Origin of the sequence: Micromonospora sp. C31 (genome assembly GCF_018070575.1) — a bacterium.
Taxonomy (GTDB): Bacteria; Actinomycetota; Actinomycetes; order Mycobacteriales; family Micromonosporaceae; genus Micromonospora.
This window is the reverse complement of the sequence record NZ_JAGPXN010000006.1, coordinates 87,074-104,960: the sequence shown is the minus strand read 5'-3', so window position 1 is coordinate 104,960 and position 17,887 is coordinate 87,074. Positions and strand designations below refer to the sequence as shown.

18 protein-coding genes and 1 pseudogene are annotated in these 17,887 nt (G+C 75.4%); 7 read left to right on the top strand and 12 right to left on the bottom strand.

Annotated elements, in window-relative coordinates; genetic code table 11:
• The first annotated feature begins 2 nt into the window (after window positions 1-2).
• Together KBX06_RS10610 and KBX06_RS10605 are read left to right on the top strand one after the other, a co-directional pair.
• Window positions 3-1,001: an ABC transporter ATP-binding protein gene (locus tag KBX06_RS10610; RefSeq protein WP_210834297.1), complete on the top strand. Its 999-nt coding sequence runs from the start codon at window positions 3-5 to the stop codon at window positions 999-1,001.
• A 101-nt stretch (window positions 1,002-1,102) separates the two neighbouring features.
• A complete protein-coding gene (locus KBX06_RS10605; protein WP_210834429.1) occupies window positions 1,103-1,798 on the top strand; it encodes an ABC transporter ATP-binding protein in 696 nt (231 codons plus the stop codon).
• Window positions 1,799-1,806: 8 nt separating this feature from the next.
• On the opposite strand, the gene KBX06_RS10600 is transcribed toward KBX06_RS10605, so the two are convergent.
• Window positions 1,807-2,259 carry a GNAT family N-acetyltransferase gene (locus KBX06_RS10600; protein ID WP_210834296.1) on the bottom strand — a complete coding sequence of 151 codons (453 nt, stop codon included), beginning with the start codon at window positions 2,257-2,259 and terminating at the stop codon, window positions 1,807-1,809.
• A 73-nt stretch (window positions 2,260-2,332) separates the two neighbouring features.
• On the opposite strand from KBX06_RS10600, the gene KBX06_RS10595 reads away from it, so the two are divergent.
• Complete coding sequence (locus tag KBX06_RS10595; RefSeq protein ID WP_210834295.1) at window positions 2,333-2,845, top strand: potassium channel family protein; 513 nt, start codon at window positions 2,333-2,335, stop codon at window positions 2,843-2,845.
• Here the strand turns inward: KBX06_RS10595 and KBX06_RS10590 are convergent.
• Both KBX06_RS10590 and KBX06_RS10585 read right to left on the bottom strand, forming a co-directional pair.
• Window positions 2,772-4,361: an alpha/beta hydrolase gene (locus KBX06_RS10590; protein WP_210834294.1), complete on the bottom strand. Its 1,590-nt coding sequence runs from the start codon at window positions 4,359-4,361 to the stop codon at window positions 2,772-2,774. The genes KBX06_RS10595 and KBX06_RS10590 overlap by 74 nt on opposite strands.
• A 34-nt stretch (window positions 4,362-4,395) precedes the next feature.
• Window positions 4,396-5,508 (bottom strand): ATP-dependent DNA ligase, encoded by a 1,113-nt coding sequence (locus KBX06_RS10585; protein ID WP_210834293.1) that lies wholly within the window; start codon window positions 5,506-5,508, stop codon window positions 4,396-4,398.
• A gap of 136 nt (window positions 5,509-5,644) precedes the next feature.
• On the opposite strand from KBX06_RS10585, the gene KBX06_RS10580 reads away from it, so the two are divergent.
• Window positions 5,645-5,857 carry a hypothetical protein gene (locus KBX06_RS10580; protein WP_210834292.1) on the top strand — a complete coding sequence of 71 codons (213 nt, stop codon included), beginning with the start codon at window positions 5,645-5,647 and terminating at the stop codon, window positions 5,855-5,857.
• A 197-nt stretch (window positions 5,858-6,054) separates the two neighbouring features.
• Window positions 6,055-6,477 carry an SRPBCC family protein gene (locus tag KBX06_RS10575; protein WP_210834291.1) on the top strand — a complete coding sequence of 141 codons (423 nt, stop codon included), beginning with the start codon at window positions 6,055-6,057 and terminating at the stop codon, window positions 6,475-6,477.
• A 62-nt stretch (window positions 6,478-6,539) separates the two neighbouring features.
• Here KBX06_RS10575 and KBX06_RS10570 read toward each other — a convergent pair.
• A pseudogene (locus tag KBX06_RS10570) lies at window positions 6,540-6,740 on the bottom strand (GNAT family N-acetyltransferase); the annotation flags it as partial.
• An 86-nt stretch (window positions 6,741-6,826) separates the two neighbouring features.
• On the opposite strand from KBX06_RS10570, the gene KBX06_RS10565 reads away from it, so the two are divergent.
• The gene (locus KBX06_RS10565; protein WP_210834290.1) at window positions 6,827-7,330 is read left to right on the top strand and encodes a DUF1990 family protein; all 504 of its coding nucleotides are present in this window, start codon (window positions 6,827-6,829) and stop codon (window positions 7,328-7,330) included.
• Window positions 7,331-7,350: 20 nt separating this feature from the next.
• Here KBX06_RS10565 and KBX06_RS10560 read toward each other — a convergent pair whose 3' ends face one another.
• The 8 genes from KBX06_RS10560 to KBX06_RS10525 all read right to left on the bottom strand — a co-directional run bounded on the left by KBX06_RS10560 (window position 7,351) and on the right by KBX06_RS10525 (window position 17,099).
• Window positions 7,351-8,271, bottom strand: coding sequence for a DNA-3-methyladenine glycosylase (locus KBX06_RS10560; RefSeq protein ID WP_210834289.1), 921 nt, complete (start codon window positions 8,269-8,271; stop codon window positions 7,351-7,353).
• A gap of 168 nt (window positions 8,272-8,439) precedes the next feature.
• Window positions 8,440-8,724, bottom strand: coding sequence for a hypothetical protein (locus KBX06_RS10555; protein ID WP_247685619.1), 285 nt, complete (start codon window positions 8,722-8,724; stop codon window positions 8,440-8,442).
• A 145-nt stretch (window positions 8,725-8,869) separates the two neighbouring features.
• Complete coding sequence (locus KBX06_RS10550) at window positions 8,870-9,727, bottom strand: spermidine synthase (RefSeq protein WP_210834288.1); 858 nt, start codon at window positions 9,725-9,727, stop codon at window positions 8,870-8,872.
• Entirely contained in the window at window positions 9,727-10,686 is a 960-nt protein-coding gene (locus KBX06_RS10545; protein ID WP_210834287.1) for a hypothetical protein, read from the bottom strand. Before KBX06_RS10545 ends, KBX06_RS10550 begins: the two co-directional genes overlap by 1 nt.
• A gap of 49 nt (window positions 10,687-10,735) precedes the next feature.
• Complete coding sequence (locus KBX06_RS10540; protein ID WP_210834286.1) at window positions 10,736-13,210, bottom strand: AAA family ATPase; 2,475 nt, start codon at window positions 13,208-13,210, stop codon at window positions 10,736-10,738.
• Window positions 13,210-14,358 carry an exonuclease SbcCD subunit D gene (locus KBX06_RS10535; protein WP_210834285.1) on the bottom strand — a complete coding sequence of 383 codons (1,149 nt, stop codon included), beginning with the start codon at window positions 14,356-14,358 and terminating at the stop codon, window positions 13,210-13,212. Before KBX06_RS10535 ends, KBX06_RS10540 begins: the two co-directional genes overlap by 1 nt.
• 66 nt (window positions 14,359-14,424) lie before the next feature.
• Complete coding sequence (locus tag KBX06_RS10530) at window positions 14,425-16,179, bottom strand: ATP-binding protein (protein ID WP_210834284.1); 1,755 nt, start codon at window positions 16,177-16,179, stop codon at window positions 14,425-14,427.
• Window positions 16,180-16,352: 173 nt separating this feature from the next.
• Window positions 16,353-17,099, bottom strand: a complete 747-nt coding sequence (locus KBX06_RS10525; RefSeq protein ID WP_210834283.1) for a pyrimidine reductase family protein — start codon at window positions 17,097-17,099, stop codon at window positions 16,353-16,355.
• 153 nt (window positions 17,100-17,252) lie between these two features.
• Between KBX06_RS10525 and KBX06_RS10520 the strand changes: the two genes are divergently transcribed.
• Entirely contained in the window at window positions 17,253-17,798 is a 546-nt protein-coding gene (locus KBX06_RS10520) for a plasmid pRiA4b ORF-3 family protein (RefSeq protein ID WP_210834282.1), read from the top strand.
• Window positions 17,799-17,887: the final 89 nt, after the last annotated feature.

Here is a 17,887-nt window from a genome sequence, read left to right as displayed (position 1 = left end):
CCATGACCGCTACCGCGGAGAACACCGCCGCGCCGGACCTGGCCACCCTGCAACAGCGGGCCGCCCAGCGGGCGGCGGAGCGGGCCGGCGGCCGGGACCGGTTGCGCGGGCACATCGTCTGCGACGGGCTGGTGCGGATCTTCAAGACCGAGGGGGTGGAGGTGGTCGCCCTGCAGGGGCTCGACCTGGTCATCGACCGGGGCGAGCTGGTGGCGATCGTGGGTGCCTCCGGATCGGGCAAGTCGACGCTGCTGAACATCCTCTCCGGGCTGGACACGCCCACCGCCGGCATCGCCCGCGTCGGCGAGTACGACCTGCTCAACCTCTCCGCGCGGCGGCGACTGAGCTACCGGCGGAAGACGGTCGGCTTCGTCTGGCAGCAGACCGGCCGCAACCTGCTGCCGTACCTGACCGCGCTGGAGAACGTCGAGCTGCCGATGCGGCTCGCCGGGCGGCGCGGCGGCCGGCGGGCCCACCGCGAGCGCGCCCGGGAACTGCTCGACATGGTCGGGGTGGGCCACTGCGCCGACCGGCGACCCGGTCAGCTCAGCGGCGGCGAACAGCAGCGCTGTGCGGTCGCGGTGGCGGTGGCCAACGACCCCGAGGTGCTCTTCGCCGACGAACCGACCGGCGAGCTGGACGAGGCGACCGGGGCCGACGTCTTCGGGGCGCTGCGCACCATCAACGCCGAGCTCGGCGTCACCGTCGTGGTGGTCACCCACGACCACGCCGTGGCCACCCAGGTCCGCCGGACCGTCGCCATCCGCGACGGCCGGACCGCCTCCGAGGTACGCCGGACCGCGCGGATCGGCGCGGACGGCAGCACGGAGCTGGTCAGCGAGGAGTACGCCGTGCTGGACCGCAGCGGCCGGTTGCAGCTGCCGGCGCCCTTCGTGGACGCGTTGTCGCTGCGCGACCGGGTGCGGCTCAACCTGGAGCCGGACCACGTGGAGGTGCGGCCGGGTGACCGGGCGCAGGACGAGCGGGAGGCGGGGCAGTGAGCGAGCGGGACGTGACGCGGTACGACGGGGCGGCCGGCACGGTGGCGGGCGCGGAGAGCACCGGCGGTGCGGTGGCGGGCGCGGAGAGCACCGGCGGTGCGGTGGCGGGCGCCACGGTCACCGACGAGGTGGTCCGGGTGGAGGGGGTCAACCGCACCTTCGGCCGCGGCGAGCACGCCGTGCACGCCGTACGGGACGTCTCGTTCTCCGCCGGGCGGGGCGAGCTGGTCGCCGTACGCGGCCGATCCGGGGCGGGCAAGACGACCCTGCTGAACCTGGTCGGCGGGCTGGACCGGCCCGACTCCGGCCGGGTGGTGGTCGCCGGGCACGACGTCACCGGCGCCGCTGAGAAGGAGCTGCTGGAACTTCGCCGGGGCACGGTGGGCTTCGTGTTCCAGACCTTCGGGCTGGTCCCGATCCTGTCCGCCGCCGAGAACGTCGGCGTACCGCTGCGGTTGGCGCGGGTGCCGGCGGCCGAGCGGGAGGAACGGGTGGCGGTGCTGCTGGAGCTGGTGGGCCTCGGCGGGCACGCGGGCCAGCGGCCGTACGAGCTCTCCGGCGGGCAGCAGCAGCGGGTGGCGGTGGCGCGGGCCCTGGCCAACGAACCGGACCTGCTGATCGCGGACGAGCCCACCGGCCAGCTCGACTCCGAGACCGGTCGGTCGATCATGGACCTGCTCCGGGCGGTCGTGCATGCCCGTGGCATGACCGCGCTGGTCGCCACGCACGATCCGGCCCTGATCGACCTCGCCGACCGCGTCCTCACCCTCCGCGACGGTCACCTCCTCCCCGCCTGACACCCGGTTCAGAGGGGGAGCTTCATGCCCTCGTGGGTGGGGCGGAAGCCCAGGTTGAGGTAGAAGCGGTGGGCGTCGTGGCGGGTCTTGTCGGTGGTGAGCTGGACCAGGGCGCAGCCCCGCCGCTTCGCCTGGTCGATCGCCCAGGTGATCATCTGCCGGCCGACGCCTCGCCCGCGCAGGTCGGAACGGACCCGGACCGCCTCGATCAACTGCCGCTCGGCGCCGTGCCGCCCCAGGCCGGGGATGTAGGTGAGCTGCATGCAGCCGAGCAGCTCACCGTCCGCGTCGGCCACGACGAGCTGGTTACGCGGGTCGGCGTCGATGTCGGCGAACGCCTTCTCGTACGCGGCGTCGACCTGCGTGACGTCGCGGGTCCTGCCGAGCACGTCGTCGGCGAGCAGGGCGACCACGGCGGGCAGGTCGGCGCGGACGGCCTCCCGGAAGATCACGTCACTCATGCCGCCCAGCGTGGCACAGGCAGCCGGGCGAAGGGCGGACGGCGCTGCTCCGCGCCGGGCAACATGACTGTCCATGGACGTCCTGCTGCTGCCGTTCCGGCTGATCTACCGAGGGCTGGTCTGGTTCGCCAACTCACCCCGGACGCTGATCACCTCCTACCTGCTGATGATCGTGATGGCCGGCATGATCTACGGCCGCGTGGAGGACCGCAGCGCGGCGGACGCCGTCTGGTGGGCGGTGGTGACCGCGTCCACCGTCGGCTATGGCGACATCTCCCCGGTGAGCTGGCAGGGCCGCAGCCTCGCCGCGCTGCTCATCTCCACCATGGTGCTGCTGGTCATCCCGTTGATCACGGCGCACTTCGCCAGCCGGCTCATCGTCGACGACGACGCCTTCGAGCACGAGGAGCAGGAGCAGCTCAAGGCCGACGTACGCCGGATGCGGGCGCTGCTGGAGGAGATCGCCGTTCGGCAGGGCATCGACCTGCCCGACCTGCCGCCGGAGCGGCCGGTCAGCGGGCCGGGCAGCGAAGCCCCGCTCTGGGCACGGTCAGGTCGATCAGGTAGGCGTCGACGGCCTCGGTGATGCAGGAGGTCTGCGGGTAGGCGGTGTGCCCCTCGCCCTCCCAGGTGAGCACCCGGCCGACGCCCAGCATCGTGGCCAGCGCGCCGGTCTGCTCGTACGGCGTCGCGGGATCGCCGGTGGTGCCCACCACCAGGATCGGCGGCGCCCCGTCGGCCCGGCCCGTCGGGTACGGGTCGCGACCGCCGGGCCACTCGGCGCAGGAGAGCAGGCCGACGGCGAGGGCCGGCCCGAACAGCGGGTACTTCGCCCGCCACTGCGACTGGAGCTGCCGGATCCGCTCGTGGCTCGGCTTCTCGTCCTCGTCGGCGCAGTTGACCGCCAGATTGGCGTCGAACATGTTCGAGTAGCGCCCGTCGGAGTCCCGGTCGGCGTACGCGTCGGCGAGGCGGAAGACGTCCGACGGGTCGCCGCCCGCCAACTTGTCGATGGCGCGGGCCAGCTCCTGCCACCCCGACTCCGTGTAGAGCGACGAGATGATGGCGTAGAAGACCCAGCCCGCGGTGGCCTCCCGGCCGTCGTCCCCGCGCACCGGCGACACCCGTGCCTTGTCGATCGCGGAGGTGACCGCGGCCCGCGCGTCCGGGGCGATCGGGCAGCGCCCGGCGTTGGCCGCGCACCAGGTGGTGAAGTTGCCGAAGGCCCGCTCGAAGCCCTTGGCCTGGCCCTCGGAGCCGGCGACCAGACCCTGCCGGGGATCGACCGCGCCGTCGAGCACCAGCGCCCGCACCCGCTGCGGGTAGAGCTGGGCGTAGGTGGCGCCGAGCAGGGTGCCGTAGGAGTAGCCGAGGTAGGTCAGCTTGTCGTCGCCGACGGCGGCGCGGACCGCGTCCATGTCGCGGGCGGCCTGCTCGGTGCCGTAGAGCGGCAACTGGTCGCCGTAGCGGTCGCCGCAGCCGCGCCCGATCCGCTGGCTGAGCGCGACGAACCCGTCGAACGACTCCTGGCTGCGCGGATCGGGGTCGTAGCCGAAGCTCGCGTCCAGCTCGGCGTCGGGGATGCACTCGACGGGGCTGGAGCGGGACACCCCGCGCGGGTCGAAGCCGACGATGTCGAACCGGTCGGTGATCGAGGCGGGCAGGCCGCCGAACGCGGAGCCGAAGGAGAGGTAGACGGCCGTGTCCACGCCGGAACCGCCGGGCCCGCCCGGGTTGACGACCAGGGAGCCGATCCGGTCGCGCTGCTTCGTCGACCGGGCCCGCAACAGCGCGATCTCGAAGGTCTGCCCGGCGCCGGGGCCGGCGCTCGCCCCGCCGCCCGCTCCCGTGCCCCAGTTGCGCGGCACCTCGATCCGGGCGCACTCGTAGCGCATGGTGGACGCGGTGCGCCCGACCAGCTCCTCGGCGACCTCCGGGCAGGCCCGCCAGGTGGGCGCGGTGCCGAGCGCGGCGGCCTCGCCGCCGACCTCCGTCCGGGGCGCGATCGCCGGCAGGGTGCAGCCGGCGGCGACCAGCGCGGCGGCGGCCAGCCCGGCGAGGGTGAGCCGGAACCGGCGGATCCGGTCGGGGGTGCGGGTCACGGGCGAGCCTTTCGTGGTCGAGTCGACGGCCAGGCTACGCCGGGCCGGCCGCGGGTGGCACGGTCACCGTGGGATCGCCGCGCAGCACCTGGTCCACATCGAACCGTACGGGCCGGTCGAGCTGGTCGTAGCGGCAGGAGCGGGGATCACGGTCGGGCCGCCAGCGGACGAACCGGGCGGTGTGCCGGAACCGTTCGCCCTCCATCGCGTCGTAGCCGACCTCGACCACCAGCTCGGGGCGCAGCGGCTCCCACTCGAGGTTGCGGGTGCCCGTCCAGCGGCTCACCCCGCCGGGGAGGCGCTGGCCGCGTTCGTGGTCGCCGTGCACCCACGGGTGGTCGGCGCCCACGTCGCGGTAGGGCTCCAGCTCCGCCAGCAGCTCCGCGCGGCGGGCCATGGTGAACGAGGCGCTCACCCCGACGTGGTGCAGGACCCCGTCGTCGTCGTGGAGGCCGAGCAGGAGCGAGCCGACCACCGGGCCCGACTTGTGCCACCGGAAGCCGGCCACCACCACGTCGGCCGTGCGCGCGTGCTTGACCTTGAACATGAGCCGCTTTCCCGGCTCGTAGGGCAGGTCGGCCGGCTTGGCGATCAGGCCGTCCAGGCCGGCGCCCTCGAACACGTCGAACCAGCGGTGGGCGGTGTCGACGTCGGTGGTGACCTGGGTGACGTGCACCGGCGGGCGGACCCCGGCCAGCGCCGACTCCAGCCGGGCCCGACGCCGGGGATAGGGCTCGCCGAGCAGCGTCTCGTCGTCGAGGGCGAGCAGGTCGAAGGCGACGAAGTCGGCCGGCGTGGTCTCGGCCAGCAGCCTCACCCGGGACGCCGCCGGGTGGACGCGCTGGGCCAGCAGCTCGAAGTCGAGCCGGGGCTGCCCGCCCGGCCCGTCGCGCCGGATCACGATCAGCTCGCCGTCGACCACGCACCGCTCGGGCAACTGCCGGCGGGCCTGCTCGACCACCTCGGGGAAGTAGCGGGTCATCGACTTGCCGCCCCGGCTGGCCAGCTCCACCTCGTCGCCGTCGCGGAACACGACGCACCGGAAGCCGTCCCACTTCGGCTCGTAGGTCATCCCGGGCGCGGTGGGGACCCGCGGGACGCTCTTGGCCAGCATCGGCTCGACCGGCGGACTGATCGGCAGCTTCACGGCGATCAGTCAACCAGACCGCACCGACAGTGGTGAGGCAGATCACGGCTGGTGAAGGGGTGGCGTGTCCCGCCGCGCGCCGCTCGTGCCGCACCGGGCGAATCAGAGAAGCGCAGGTCAGAGCTACTTTCGCGGGATGCCGGAGTGGGTTTGCGGGTGCTGCGGGCGGTGGCGGGTGAGCATCGAGCTGATCCAGGGCCGCTACCGGTACCGCCTGGTGCGCCGCTATCCCCGCCAGTTCGGCGGGGGCAAGGACGTGCTCGGCGAGGCCAGCTCCGTCGCGGAGCTGGAGGAGTTGCTGCGCCGGCGTACCCCCCTCGGGCTGGCCGACCTGCGCGAGGCCGCCTGACCCGGCGGCGGCCGGCCCGGTGGGGCACCCCGGGGCGACCGGCGGCGATCGACTGGCGGCGGCGGACCGGGTCCGGGGCGACGAACCGGGCGGCGGCGACGGACCGGCTGGCGGACGCGGGCGGTCACGATCCGTGGGGCAGCGTCGTCTGGACGGCAGCGGCGCCGCCGGGCGCCGCCCCCTGGGGAGGAGACGCGATGCGGTTCGAGGCCGGTACGGAGGTGGCCGCCGAGGCCGGACGGGTCTGGGCGGTGTGGCTCGACGTCGAGCGGTGGCCGGAGTGGACGCCCTCGGTGCGTCGGGCGCTGCGGGGGGAGCCGGGGCCGCTCGCGATGGGCGCCACCGCCCGGCTGGAACAGCCGAAGCTGCGACCGGCGGTGTGGCGGGTCACCGAGCTGACCGAGGGGCGGTCGTTCTCCTGGGTCTCGGGCAGCCCGGGGGTACACACCCTCGGCGAGCACCGGGTGCTGCCGCTGCCCGACGGACGCAGCCGCGTCGAGCTGGCCCTCACCCAGACCGGGCCCCTGGCCGGGCCGGTCGGCTGGCTCTACGGCGACCTGATGCGCCGCTACCTGCGGATGGAGGCCGACGGGCTCAGGCGTCGCTGCGAGCGGGACTGACCACCGCCTTCTCCAGCACGGCGAGCCGGATGCCGTTCGGGTCCGGCCGGTGCCCGACCAGCCCGGTCGCCGAGTCGGGCGGTGAGCACCGTCGCCGGGGGGCCCGCCAGTGCGGCCCGCACCTCGTCCAGGGTCTCGGTCAGCGGGGGCAGGAACGGGTCGGCGTAGCGCTGTGCCTCGGTGAGGTACGCGGCGCGCTGCACGGTGAGGATCTCGCCGGCGTCGGTGACGTCGGCGGGGGCGATGCGCGGCTCGATGATCACCCCGACAGCCAACCACAGGCCGCCGGACGGGCCGCCCGTACCGCCCGTACGCTGGTGGTGGTCCCGTCGAGTCGTGGGGGTGCGCCGTGCCGGCACTGACCTATCCGCACGTGGGCGCCACCGAGACCGGCGAGCTGCCGCCCGGCTGGCGGCACGTGCGGCACCGCGTCCGGCTGCCCGACTCCTGCTTCACCACGGCCGGGAACGCCGTGCTCGGCTGGCGCCTGCACCGGGCGGCCGGCATCCGCATCGACGCCGACGCCGACCGGGCCGCGCCCGGGGTCCGGGTGGTCTCGGGTCTGGGCGTCGGCCCGCTGCGGCTGGCCGCGCCCTGCGAGGTGGTCTGGGCCGTCGACGACGGGCAGCGGGCCGGCTTCGGCTACGGCACGCTGCCCGGGCATCCGGCACGCGGCGAGGAGGCATTCGTCGTCAGTCGCGACGCCGCCGGCCTCGTCTGGTTCGAGGTGGTCGCGTTCAGCCGGCCGGACCGCTGGGTCATGCGCGCCGCGGGGCCCGCCGGCCGGGCCTTCCAGCGGGCGTACGCCTGGTGGCTCGGGCGCACCCTGCGCCGGCTCTGCGCCCGCCCCTGACCCCGCACCGCCGTCCCGCGTCAGAACCGGGCGAAGGAGCGGATCGGCATCCGCGGGCCGTACTTCGGCGCCTGGACGCCACCGGCGGCCAGCAGCACGCAGACCCGCCCCCGGTGCCCCCGGAACGGCTCCAGCAGGGCCAGCATCCGGGCGTCGTCGCCGCGCGGCTCGCCCGCCAGCGCCCAGGCCACCGTGTTCGGCACGTGGAAGTCGCCGACGCTGACCGCGTCCGGGTCCCCGTACGCGATCCGCACCACCTCGGCGGCGGTCCACGGGCCGATGCCGGCGACGGCGGTGAGCCGGCGGGTGGCCTCGGCGGAGTCCGCGCAGCGCTCCAGCCGGTCCGCGGCGGCCGCCGCACGGCGCAGCGTCTCGGCCCGGCGCTGCTCCACGCCGAACGGGTGGAACACCCAGTACCCGGTGGCCGCCACCGCCGCCGGGTCCGGCGGGAGCAGCAGCGGCTGCATCGGTCCGGGCGCCGCCTCGGCGAAGTGCCGCACCGTCGCCGCGTACGCCCGGTACGCCTCCTTGCCGGTCACCTTCTGCTCGAAGACCGCCCGCAGGAGCTGGCGGAAGACCTGCCCGGTGGCCGGCATCCGCAGTCCCCGGTGCTGGGCCGCGAGCCGCGCCACCACGGGGTGGGTCGCGGCGAGCGCCGCGAAGCCGCTGACGTCGTCGCGCAGCCCGGCGATCGCGTCCGCCCGCTGCACCACCCGGTCGGCGCCCGGACCGTAGCCCTCGGCGAGCAGGGCGCCGCCCGACGGCCGCAGGGCGAGGGTGGCCGGCCCGTCCGGGGTCCGGGTGGCCCACCAGAAGGTGCCGGCCGCGACGCGCGCACAGGGGTCGTACGGGCTGAAGGTCAGCGCCCGGACCGACGCGGCCAGCCGGTACCCGGCGGGCGGGTGCAGCTCGCGCCGTGCGGTGGGTTCGGTCCCGGTCACCCGCACATGCTGTCACGTCCCGGCCCCGTGACCGGCGACCCGGCCGGCGCGACCCGCCTCGTCAGCGGCGACCCCGCCGGTCCAGGGCGTGGGCGGCCCATGCCGTGCGGCACGGGGACCGGTCGCGCCCCGCCGAGGCGACGACCGGCCCGCCGGGCCCCGCGCGGGTCAGTACGAGTAGTTCGAGTCGCCCTGCCCGGCCTGCTCTCCGGACGGCGGTGCGACCGGCTTCGGGGTGCCCGTCGGCAGGCAGCTCAGGTTCTTCCTGCCGTCCGGGGCGACCACGAACCAGGTGCCCCCGACGCCCTGGCCCTTCCACTGGCCGGGCTTCCCGTCCCCGACGTAGCGGTAGAGCGGCCAGCCGTCGAGGGTGAGCCGTCGGGTGCCGTCCTGACGGGTGACGGTGCCGACCTTGTCGTCGGCGACGCCGTTCGCGCCCTGCCGCCGGGCCAACCGGCCGCCGCCACCGCATGCATGCAGACCTCCGGGTGTCGGGTGACATCGGCCGTCCCTGACGGGTACGGCCGCCCGGTGGTACGCGGCTGCGGGGCGAACGGATCAACGGCGCGCGGAAAAGATCCGCCGGTCGGCGCAGGGGTCAGCGGCGCACGGAGAAGATCCCGGGCGGCGGCGGGGTCGAGTCGGTGGCGTCGGCGTCGCGGACCACCGTCGCGCCGCCCGCGAAGCGGTCCAGGTCGTCGCCGGCGAGCACCCGGCCGGGAAACCAGTCCCCGGCGGCACGCCGGGTCAGCTCCGGCACCGGCGGCTCGACCCGGCCGGCCACCAGCACCAGGTTGCCGTACCGCCGCCCGCGCAGCACCGCCGCGTCGCCGACGAGGCAGGCCCGGGGCAGCACCGACCGGACCGTGGCCACCTGCCCCCGGGCGTGGCGCAGCGGCGGGCCGTCAGCCACGTTCGCCAGGTGGAAGCCGGCGGGACGCAGCACCCGGGCCACCTCGGCGGCATACTCCACCGAGGTCAGGTGGGCCGGCGTGCGGGCACCGGCGAAGACGTCGGCGACCACGACGTCGTAGCTGGCGTCCCGGCTGGCGGCGAGCACCGCCCGGGCGTCGGCGACCCGTACCTTGAGGCGGGGGTCCGGCGGCCACGGCAGGGCCCGGCGGACCAGTTCCACCAGCGCGCCGTCCACCTCGACGACCCGCTGGGTCGAGCCGGGCCGGGTGGCCGACACGTAGCGGGGCAGGGTGAGCGCGCCGCCACCGAGGTGCAGCACCCGCAGCGGCGCGCCGGCCGGCGCCACCAGGTCGATCGCGGCGGCGAGCCGCCGGACGTACTCGAACTCCAGGTGCGTGGGGTCGGCCAGGTCCACGTGCGACTGCGGGGCGCCGTCGAGCACCAGCGTCCACGAACCCGGCCGGTCCGGGTCGGGCACCAGCTCGGCCTGGCCGGTGTCGACCCGCGCGGCCACCGTGTCGGCCGCCCGCCTGCGGCCCATCAGCGCCGGGCCCGGGCGGCGGCGGTGAGCACCCGGTGCAGCAGCCGCGCGTCGCCGAGCAGCGAGCGCAGCCGGCGCTCCAGGCCGGCGATCGGGATCAGGTTCTGCGGCGCCCGCGGGTCCTTGTAGGGCGTGGAGGCGAACCGGGGCAACGTGACCAGCGACAGGTCGGCCAACCCCACCGCCTCGTCGATGCCCAGCTCGGCGGAGCACTCCATCCGGACGATACCCGCCCACGGCGCGCCCAGGGCCACCGGCAGCCGCAGGTACCACGACCAGCCGCCCCAGGCGGTGCCGAGCTTGAACACCGGGGATCGCTCGCCGGCGGCCAACCCGGTGACCACGGTGGTCAGCCGGGCGTCCAGGTATTGGCTGTGCTGCGTCTTGATGTAGCCGAGGGTGCGCGGCAACTGCCGCCGGTTGCGCAGCGGGCCGTCGACCACCAGCAGGTCGCCGTCGGTGCGGGCCGCCCCCGAGACCTCCACCTCCAGCGCGGTCAGCGGCCCCTGCACGGCGGCCGGGAGCTTGTTCAGCTCGCCCGTGCCGCTGACCCGGTGCACCGGGTAGCGGACGCTGCCGGCCACCACGTCCGCCGCCGAGGGGCTGGCGGTGAACAGCCCCCGACCCACCCGCGCGCCGGCCAGTTGCGCGGCGCCGCGCTCCAGGTCGCACCGGACCACCCCGGCGGCGTACGACGCGGCCAGGCCGGGGAAGGACGTGCCGTCGTCCTCCGCCGTCCACACGCTCGCGTCGATCCGGCGCACCCCGTCGACGAGCAGCACGACGTCGGGGGCGCGGACGCCCGCGCGCGGCCCGATCGCCCGCCAGTCCACCGCCGGAAGCTCGGCGTCCGCGTCGACCTGGGCGCTGCTCGGCGCGGCGGGACCGCCGCCGGCCGCCTCGAACGACGCGCCGTACGCCGGATCCCACGAGTCGACGAAGAACCGGGGGTCGGTCACCGCAGCGAACCTTCCGTCGCGGACGCCGGAACCGCCCGACGGGGCCCGCTCACCGGCCGGTCCGTTCGACGCGGGCGGACCGGGCGTCCTTGCTGACCTCGAACCGGACCGGGATGCGTTCGGCCAGGGCCGGCACGTGGGTGACCACGCCGACCATCCGGTCGCCCCGGGCGGCCAGGTTCTCCAGCGTGGCGGCCACCGTGTCGAGGGTGGCCGCGTCGAGCGTGCCGAAGCCCTCGTCCAGCACGATCGACTCCAGGCTCGCCGCCGTGGTGGACATCCCGGCAAGCTGCTCCGACAACGCCAACGCCAGCGCCAGCGACGCCTGGAAGGTCTCGCCGCCGGACAGGGTGCGCACGCCCCGGCGCAGCCCCGCGTCGTGGTGGTCGACCACGAAGAACTCGCCCTTGTCGTGCACCAGGTCGTACTGCCCGCCGGAGAGTTCCCGCAGGATGCCCGAGGCGCCGTCGACCAGCAGGTCCAACGCCTCGGCGAGCAGCCACCGCTCGAAGTTGTTGGCCCGCAGGTGCCCCGCCAGGGCCCGGGCCACCTGCGCCTCGCGCTCGTAGCCGGCCCGCTGCTCGCGCAGGCCACCGGCCTGCTCCCGGCGCCGCTCCAGCTCGCGCAGGTCGGCCTCGGCCCGCTCGAGGGCGCGGTCGGTGGCACGCAGCGGATCGTCGGTGGGCGGCAGCCCGGCGGCGGCGAGGATGCCCGCGATGCGCTCGCCGACGCCGCCGGCCGCCGCCTCGGCCCGCGCCACCGCCGCGACCCGCCCGGCCCGCTCGGCGCGGCGGCGCTCCGCCTCCTCGTCGGCCCACCCGGTGAGGGCCGCCCACGCGGCGCCCAGGTCGTCGCGGTCCGCCGTCGGCGGCCCGAACCGGGCGAGCCCGTCGCGGGCCGCGTCGAACGCCCGCCAGGTCGCCCGCAGCCGCTCCTCGGCGGCGTCCACCGCCGCCCGGGCCCGCCGCGCGGCCTCCCGGCCGGCCCGCACCGCCGCCGCCGACTCCTCCAGCGCCCGGCGCAGCCGCGCGTGCTCGTCCAGCTCGCGGCGCAGCACCGCCGGCTCGGCCGCCCCGACCAGCTGGTCGTCCAGCTCGGCCAGCCTGGCCTGCACCTGGTCCTGCCGGGCCCGCGCGCGCAGCAGCACCCGCTCCAACTCCCGGGCCGCGTCGTCGCGCTCCCGCACCACCGACTGGGCGGCCTTGCTGGCGGCCCGCGCCGCCCGTCCCGCCGCCGTCGCGGCGGCCACCGCCGAGTCGGCCGGCACCGCCGGCACCGTCGCGACGGTCTGCTCGCAGACCGGGCAGCTCGCCCCGGCGCGCAGGTGCGCGCGCAACGCCACCGCCTGGTCGGTCGACTTCGCCTCCTCGTGGGCGCGGAAGGCCGCCTCCAACTCCGCCTCGGCCCGCTCGGCCGCCGCCCGCGCCTCGGCCAGCGCCGCCACGGCCGCACCGTGCCCGCCCTGCGCCCCGGTCACCGCCGCGCGGACCGCCGCCGCCTCGCCGGCCAGCTTCTCCCGGTCGGTGTACGCCCGCAGCAGCAGCCGCAGCGCGCTCTCGTCACCGGCGGCCGCCAGCTCGCCGCGCAGCTTCTCCTCCCGCTCCTCGGCCAGCGACACCGCCGTCGCCGCCTCGTCCGCGCCGGCCCGCGCCGCCGCCACCGCCCGGGCCACCTCCGCCACCCCGTCCGGCGCGCGTACGGCGGTCAGCACCGCCAGGTCGGCGTCGAGGGCCGCGAGTGCGGCGCCCGCCTCCCGCGCCGACGCCCGGGCCGCCGCCAGCTCCGGTACGGCGCTCGCCACCGCCCCGGCCAGCTCCCGCATCCGGTCGACCTGCCCGGTCGCGGCCTCCAGCGCGGCGTCGTCGACGTCGGTGAGCCCGGCGAGCGCCTGGTCGACCGCCTCCAGCTTCGCCTCGGCCTGCGCGGCCCGCGCGGTCGCCCGCTTCTGCACGTCCTCGTAGACCCCGAGGCCCAACAGGTTGACCAGGATCTGCTGCCGGGTGGCCGGCTTGGCGTGCAGGAAGTCCGCGAACTGCCCCTGCGGCAGCACCACGCAGCTGGTGAACTGCTCGTACGGCAGCCCGACCGCCTCCAGCACCGCCCGCTCCATCTCGGCGGGGGTGCCGGCCACCACCTCGCCGAGGTCGTCGGGGCTGAGCCCGGTGTCGAGCTTGGTGACGTCGAAACCGGCCGGCATCAGCTGCAACCCGGCGTTGGCCGTCTTGACGTTGCCCCGGCCGTCGCGGCGGACCACCCGGGTCGCCACGTAGCGCGAACCGGCGGACTCGAAGACCAGCCGGACCCGCGCCTCGGTGGCCGACGGCGCCAGGGCGTTGGTCAGGCCCCGGGCGCCACCCCAGCGGGGTACCGTGCCGTAGAGGGCGAAACAGATCGCGTCCAGCACCGTCGACTTGCCGGAGCCGGTCGGCCCGACCAGCGCGAAGAAGTCGGCGTCGGTGAAGTCGATCGTGGTCTCGTCGCGGAAGACGGTGAAGCCCGCCATGTCCAGCCGCATCGGCCGCATCAGTGCTCGACCTCCTCGAAGAGCTCGTCGAAGAGCTCCCGCACCCCGTCGTCGGTGTGCCCCCGGCTGTCCAGGTAGTCGGCGAAGAGCTGCCGGGGCGAGCGGCCCGCCCGCTGCGCCACCCGGGTGCCGCTGCCCGGGGCGGGCACCAGCTCCGGATCGATCCGGATCTCCAGGGCCTGCGGGAGCAGTTCCTGCACCTCCTCGCGCAGCCCGGCGCGCGGCTGCTCGCGGACGTACACCCGCAGCCAGCCGTCCGGCACCTGCGTCTCGGCGAGCTGGGCCAGGGTGCCCCGGACCGTGCGCAGCGTGGTGGCGGCGGTCACCGGCACCTCGCGTACCTGCGCCGCCGTGGCCGCGGTGACCTCGACGACGGTCACCGACGGCACGTTCTCCTGCTCGCCGAAGTCGACCGCCAGCGGGCTGCCGCTGTAGCGGATCGGGCAGGGGCCCTGCACCCGCTGAGAGCGGTGCAGGTGGCCCAGCGCCACGTAGTGCGCCGTGCCCGGGAACACGGTCGCGGGCACCGCGTAGCCCAGCACGGTGTGCGCGTCGCGCTCCCCGCCGCCGGTGGTCGCGCCCACCACGGTCAGGTGGGCGGTGACCAGGTGCACCCGGTCAGGCTCGGTGAAGCTCTCGGTGAGCCGGCCCAGCACGCGGCCCAGGTGGTCGGCGTAGGTCTGGGTGGTCTCGGCGGCGGTCAGCTCGTACATCTCCACGGCGCGGATGGCGTAGCGCTGGGAGAGGAACGGCAGCGCGGCGAGCCGCCACCGCTCCCCGCCGACGGTGGTGCCGTCGATGACGTGCTCGTCCGGGTTGTCGCGGACCCCGCCGCGCAGCGTGATCCCGGCGGCCTCGGCCCAGGGCCGCAGCGCGTCGAGGGCCTGGCCGTTGTCGTGGTTGCCGCCGATGGCCACCACGTCGGCGCCGGTGCGGCGCAGCGCGGTCAGCGCCCGGGTGACCAACCGGGTGGCCTCGGGCGTCGGGGCGGCGGTGTCGTAGAGGTCACCGGCGACGATGACCAGATCGGGTGCCTCGGCGCGGGCGACGTCGATCACGCCGGCCAGGACCCGCTTGTGCTCCTCGGCCCGCGACTGCCCCTTGAGGACCTTGCCGACGTGCCAGTCGGAGGTGTGCAGGATCTTCACGGTGCCCGCCTTTCGTTCGCGACTGCGGGGCTCGCAGGCTCACTCCTCGCGCTCACCGGTTTCCCCCTAGAAAGGGATGTCGTCGTCGGAGGTGCCGCCACCCGAGCCGACGACCGCGAACGGGTCGACGGACTGGGTCAGCGACCGGAGCGTCTCGGACGGGGCGCGGCCGGCCTCGGAGACCCGGGTGGCCCAGGCCGGGAACGGGAACTCCAGGCACAGCGGCACCGGAATGTCGGGCTGGTTGACGAACATCGTGCCCGGCTTGGCGAGCAGCGCGCGCTGCCGCTGGGCGGGCGGCAGGAAGCCGTATTCCGGGCGGGACGCCTCGGCCGGGTCGAGCCGGCCCACCACCCGGATCGCCGAGTTGGTGACGATCCGACGCTCCACCTCGCTCGCCGTCTGCTGGGCGCCGACCAGGATCACCCCGAGCGAGCGACCCCGCTCGGCGATGTCGAGCAGCACCTCCTTGATGGGGGAGGAGCCCTCGCGCGGCGCGTACTTGTTGAGCTCGTCGAGCACCACGAAGAGCAGCGGCTTGGCGGTGCCGGACTTCTCCTTGCGCTCGAACTCGCTCTTGAGCGTCACGCCGACCACGAACCGCTGCGCGCGGTCGGGGAGATTGTGCAGGTCGACCACGGTGACCTGGGCGCTCTCGGCGGTGTTGATCGAGTGCGGGCGGCGGGTGGCCAGGTCGCCCCGGATCAGCCGCGACAGGTCCTTCTTGCTGCCGATCAGCCGGCGGGCGAACGCGTTGACCGTGCCCAGCCCGACGGCGCTGCCGGCCCAGTCGGAACGGGTCTCGTCGTCGTTGAGCTGCTCTACGACGTGGTCGACAAGGTCGGCGTAGGAGCCGAGCCGCACCCCGTCGATGCTCACCCCGCCGTCGGCGGGCTGGGCGTGCCGGGCCAGGTGGGCGGCGACCGAGTGCACCACCATCGTGTACTGCTGGCGTTCGTCGTCGGCGTCGGCGAACACGTAGGGCAGCAGACGGTCGGCGCAGAACTCGCTCAGCGTCCAGTAGAAGCTGTCCACCCCGGTGAGCCGGCTGCTCACGTCGGGCGTGCCGGAGGAGTCGCCCACCCTCGGCGGGGCGTAGACCCGCACGTCGGGGAAGGCACCGGCGACCAGGCCGAGCTTTGCGTAGGAGGCGCGGGTGGCGTCGTCCAGCCGGGTGTTGGGATGGTCGAGGAAGAGCAGGTCCTCGCCCTTGACGTTGAAGATGAGCGCCTTGGCGTTGACCGCGTCGCCGCCGAGCACGCCCGAGCGGAAGACCGAGTAGAGCAGGAAGGTGGCGAAGCTCGTCTTCGTGGCCACGCCGGAGATGCCGGAGATCGACACGTGCGCGCCCCGGCTGCCGTCGAGGAAGTCGGCGTTGAGGTAGACCGGCACCCCGTCGCGGCCCATGCCCATGGGAATGCGCCGCTCCATCCGGTCGAAGTGCAGCGCGCGGGCCCGGGCGTCGCCCTCGGCGCGGTGCACCACCGCACCGGGCGACGGCGGCACGTAGAGCTCCGGGTCGACGCGGGTGGTGGTGACCTCGGCGGCCTCCTGCACCTGGGCCGGCAGCGTGCCGTCGGCGATGGCGAAGACGTCGGAGTCGAACTGGGCGCCCTCGTGCCGGGCGCGCACGTGGGTGACCACCCCGGCGATCGTCACCGGCTCCCGGTCGGGCAGCTCCCGCCGGGTCACCACGACGTCGTCCAGCTGGAGGTAGCTGCCGGGGGAGACCGCGGTCCAGAACTGCAGCGGGGTGGCGTCGGCGGTGCCCAGCACCCGGCCGACCACCTCGCCCGGGCCGTCGATCCCGTCGTCAGTCATCGGGCAACTCCGGTCGGCTGGTCGTCGCGGTCGGGGCACACGCCTGCATCCTGCCCGAGGAGTACGACAGGTTGCCACGCGACGCGGCGGACGCCACGTGGTCCGTGCGGCACCGCCACCCACGGTCGCCTTCTCACCGCGCTGTGTCGTCGCCCGGTGGCGGCCGCTCGGGTTCAGGCCCGGGCGTACCGGAGCATGAGGACGCCGTCGGCGGTGGCCAGCACGTGCCGCAGCGACAGGTGCCGGACGGCGGCGGCCGCGCCGGCATTGATCCGGCCCGGGCCCGGCCCGGCGAGCAGCGGGGCGACGGTCAGGCAGACCTCGTCCACCAGGTCGGTCCCGGTGAGCGCGCCGAACAGCTGCGGGCCGCCCTCGCAGAGCACCTGGCCGAGACCGCGCCGGCGCAGCTCGGCCAGGCCGGCGGCGAGGTCGACCCGGTCGTCGCCGACGGGTACGACGTCGGCGACGTCGACCAGCCCGGGCGGTGCGGTGGCCCGCGCGTGGGTGAGGACGACCGGCCGGACCGGGGCGTCGGCGAAGGCCGCCTGCCCGGGGTCCAGGTCCAGCGAGCCGGAGACCACCACCAGCGTGGGGTACTCGGCCAGGCCGTGTTCCCGGCGCCAGGCCCGGCGCCGCGGGCTGAGCCGGACCGCCCGGTAACCCTCGTGCCGCAGCGTGCCGGCGGCGACCACCAGCGCGTCGCAGAGCATCCGGAGCAGGCCGAAGACCCGTTTGTCCGGCTCGCCGGACAGGCCGGCGGAGTAGCCGTCGACGGTGACCGCGCCGTCGACGCTGGCCACGAAGTTCACCCGCAGGTGGGGGTGGTCCGCGCGGCGGTAGAGGGCGGTCAGCGCGGCGTCGTCCAACGGCTCGGCGGCCGGGTCGGGCCAGAGCCGGGAGATCGGGATCCCGACGGTCATTCGCCGGCCGGACCGGTGACCGGAGGGGTGGGTCGGGAGGTACGGTGCTGACAGTCGCACCAGTTCCGGCCCGGGCAGTCGTCGTGCCGCCTCGCCCGGCACGCTCGGCAGATCATGTTGGCAGCCTAGTTCCCCGGAGGAGGGTGGGAGCGCATGCCACGTCAGATCTTCCAACTGAGGATCTCCGTGACCGGGGTCCGGCCCCCGGTCTGGCGTCGGGTCCTGGTGCCCGGCGGCTTCACCCTCGACCGGGTGCACCGGGTCGTGCAGTACGCGGTGGGCTGGCGGGACTGCCACCTGCACTCGTTCGAGGTCGACGGCACCCAGTACGGCGAGCCGGACCCGGACGGGGAGCTGGCCGTGCACGACGAGCTGGACGTCCGGCTGGACGCCGTGGTCGGCAAGGGCAGCCGGTTCCACTACACCTACGACTTCGGCGACTGGTGGGAGCACGATCTGCTGGTGGAGGACGTCTGCGCCGCCGACCCGCGGGAGCGCTACCCGGTCTGCCTCGACGGGGAGCGGGCGGGACCGCCGGAGGACGTCGGCGGACCGGACGGTTACCGGGTGCTGCTGGCCGCGTGGGGCGATCCCGGTCATCCCGAACACCGGGACATGCGGGCCTGGGTGGGGGAGCGGTTCGACCCGGCCGCCTTCGACCCCGGATCGGTGTCGACCCTGCTGCGTCGGCTCTGCTGACCGCTCCCGCCGACTTGACCGTTTCGGTGTCGCTGGCCTGGTCGGGCACCGTCGATCACCGGTCAGCGTGACCCCGGGCATGATTCGGC